The following is a 2,565-nucleotide window of genomic DNA, read 5'->3' as shown; positions in this document are numbered from 1 at the left end:
CTGCACACCCAGCATCACCCCGTTCACCCGGATCACCGGCCCGTGAATCGTCCGCTCGACCCAGGGGGAGGCCGAGTTCAGCATGCTGCCGGGCGTGACCGACCAGCGCATGTCCACGGTTCCGCTGATCCCCTCGACCCGACGGGCCAGTTCCACCCATGGCAGCCTCCCGGCGACTCCGGTGACGAGGGCATCCGTCACCCGAACGGAACCGGAGTCGGTGGTGAAGGTGGTCTGCAAAACGTTCGTGCCCGGCACATATCGCCGGCGAACGGTGAAGTCGGCGACCGGCCGCAGCTCGATCCGGCCGCCGCCGTCGGCATCCAGGATCGCGGCGAAGACCGGCGTGGTCTGCAGGTCGGGGACGGGAAGCCAATCGACGGCCCCGTCCAGAGCGATGAGGGCGACCGTGCGGCCGTCGCCGATCGCGCCGTAGGAGCGCAGATCGGCGTATCCGCCGGTCCGGACCGGCCTCATTCCGGGTCTCCGAACAGCCGTGCTCGCCTCCCGTTGGTCGAGGTCTCGACGGCGAAGATCGCTCCGGACAGCGGATGCTCCTCCAGCTGCGCCTCGGTCAGGTTCTCGCGCGCCGAGGCGACGAACAGGGTCGACCGCCCGGCGCCGCCGAAGGCGACGGAGGTGACGTTCGGCACCGGCAGCTCCACGGAGAGGTCCTCCCGTCCGTCCGGCCTGTAGCGCACCACTCGACCGCCTCCATAGATCGCACTCCAGAGGCATCCCTCCGCGTCGATGGTCAGCCCATCATGCGCCAGGCCCGAATGGAAGGGCTTGACTTCCCCGAGCCCGCCGTCCCGCCCGTACGGCGCACGGTAGATCGTTCCGACCGAGGTGTCGGTGAAGAACATCTCCGAGTCGTCCAGGCTCCATTCGAAGCCGTTGGCCACACCGAGACCGCCACGAAGGAGACGAAGCTCGCCACCGGCGGTCACCGAGTACATCGCCCCGTCCGGCTCACCGGTCAGACTCATCGAGCCGGTCACCCATCGCCCGTACGGATCGCATTTCCCCTCGTTGAGACGCAGGATGCCCGGACCGTGGTCGATCGCCGCCAGCTCCGCCGTCACGGTACCGGACCCATCCGCCGACACCACTCGATCGCCGAGGGAGACGACATAGCCCCCGGATGCCGCGAGCGCGAAGGAGGCGAGCGGAGGCGGCATCCGCACCACCGTGTCCCCCGAGCCGTCCGGCGGGCCGTCGATGGGGCTGCGATGCAGCAGGCCGGCGGTGATGTCGCACCAGAGCAGGTCGCCCGCCTCGTCCCAGACGATCCCCTCCGCGAGAACGGCCTTAGCATCACGAAAAACTCCGGGCAAGCCCCTGATAACCGCCATGGAACGAGCCTACGTTCGCACGGACACGGAACCGGAAAGGAGCTCTTCATGGACCTCGGAATCGCCGGGCGCGCGGCGCTCGTCAGCGGCGCGGACTCGGGAATCGGCTGGGAGACCGCCCGCCTCCTGCTCGAGGAGGGCGCGACGGTGGTCATCACCGACCTGGATCAGGATGACCTCGACCGGGCAGCGGACCGGCTCGACGCCGCGGAGGGCCGGCTCTTCGCCTTCGCCGCCGATGTGACCAAGGTCGATTCGCTCGCGAGCCTGCGCGACCGGGTGATGGAGGCCGTCGGGGACATCGACATCCTGGTGCAGTCCTCCGGTATCACCGGGGCGCAGGGTCTGTTCCACGAGATCGACGACGAGGGCTGGACGCACACCATCGAGGTCGACCTGATGGGGCCGGTGCGACTGGTCAGCACGTTCCTGCCGAGCCTGAGGAGAGGGGGCTGGGGCCGGATCGTGCTCCTGGCTTCCGAGGACGGGGTCCAGCCCTACGCCGACGAGATCCCCTACTGTTCTGCGAAGGCGGGTGTGCTTGCCCTCATGAAGGGACTCTCCCGCAGCTACGCGAAGGAGGGTCTGCTCGTCAACTGTGTCTCCCCCGCCTTCATCCACACGCCCATGACCGACGCGATGATGCAGAAGCGCGCCGACCAGCGCGGGACGGATGTCGACGAGGCGATCGAGAGCTTCCTCGCCGAGGAGCGGCCGTTCATGGCCCTCGGCCGCCGCGGCGAGCCCGCCGAGGTCGCGAACGTCATCGCCTTCCTCTGCTCGGATCGGGCGGGTTTCGTGACCGGTGCCAACTACCGGGTGGACTCCGGCTCCGTCGCATCCATCTGATCGCGGCCACGTCCGCCGTCCGGGTGCCCCCGTTTTGCGGGCGCGCCCCCGTTTTCCGTGGGCGGCACTCGGGGTGGTTGTATTGCCTCATGCAGGTCGTCATTGAGCAGAAGTCCGGTGTTCCGCCGTTCGAGCAGTTGCGGACGCAGCTCATCGGCCTGGTCCGCTCCGGCGAGCTGGCCGGCGGCTCCCGGCTGCCCACCGTGCGGGCGCTCGCCGAGGAGCTCGGCATCGCAACCAACACCGTCGCCCGCGCCTACCGCGAGCTCGAGACGGACGGCTTCATCGAGACCCGGGGGCGCAACGGCTCCTTCGTCAGCCCGCGGGGGGACGCGAGCAGGCAGCAGGCGCAACTGGCCGC

The 2,565-nt window shown here is 69.2% G+C and carries 4 protein-coding genes; 2 read left to right on the top strand and 2 right to left on the bottom strand.

Annotated elements, in window-relative coordinates:
- A partial coding sequence (locus VGC18_RS13410; protein WP_331098211.1) for a trehalase-like domain-containing protein occupies window positions 1–477 on the bottom strand: 477 nt, incomplete at its 3' end.
- The gene (locus tag VGC18_RS13405) at window positions 474–1,355 is read right to left on the bottom strand and encodes an SMP-30/gluconolactonase/LRE family protein (RefSeq protein WP_331098209.1); all 882 of its coding nucleotides are present in this window, start codon (window positions 1,353–1,355) and stop codon (window positions 474–476) included. The genes VGC18_RS13405 and VGC18_RS13410, both read right to left, overlap by 4 nt.
- A gap of 48 nt (window positions 1,356–1,403) precedes the next feature.
- On the opposite strand from VGC18_RS13405, the gene VGC18_RS13400 reads away from it, so the two are divergent.
- Complete coding sequence (locus tag VGC18_RS13400; RefSeq protein WP_331098207.1) at window positions 1,404–2,204, top strand: SDR family oxidoreductase; 801 nt, start codon at window positions 1,404–1,406, stop codon at window positions 2,202–2,204.
- 89 nt (window positions 2,205–2,293) lie between these two features.
- A partial coding sequence (locus VGC18_RS13395; RefSeq protein ID WP_331098205.1) for a GntR family transcriptional regulator occupies window positions 2,294–2,565 on the top strand: 272 nt, incomplete at its 3' end.

The organism is Lacisediminihabitans sp., from assembly GCF_036404185.1.
Lineage (GTDB): Bacteria > Actinomycetota > Actinomycetes > Actinomycetales > Microbacteriaceae > Lacisediminihabitans.
The sequence above is the reverse complement of the archived record's forward strand: the minus strand, read 5'-3'. Positions and strand labels throughout refer to the sequence as shown.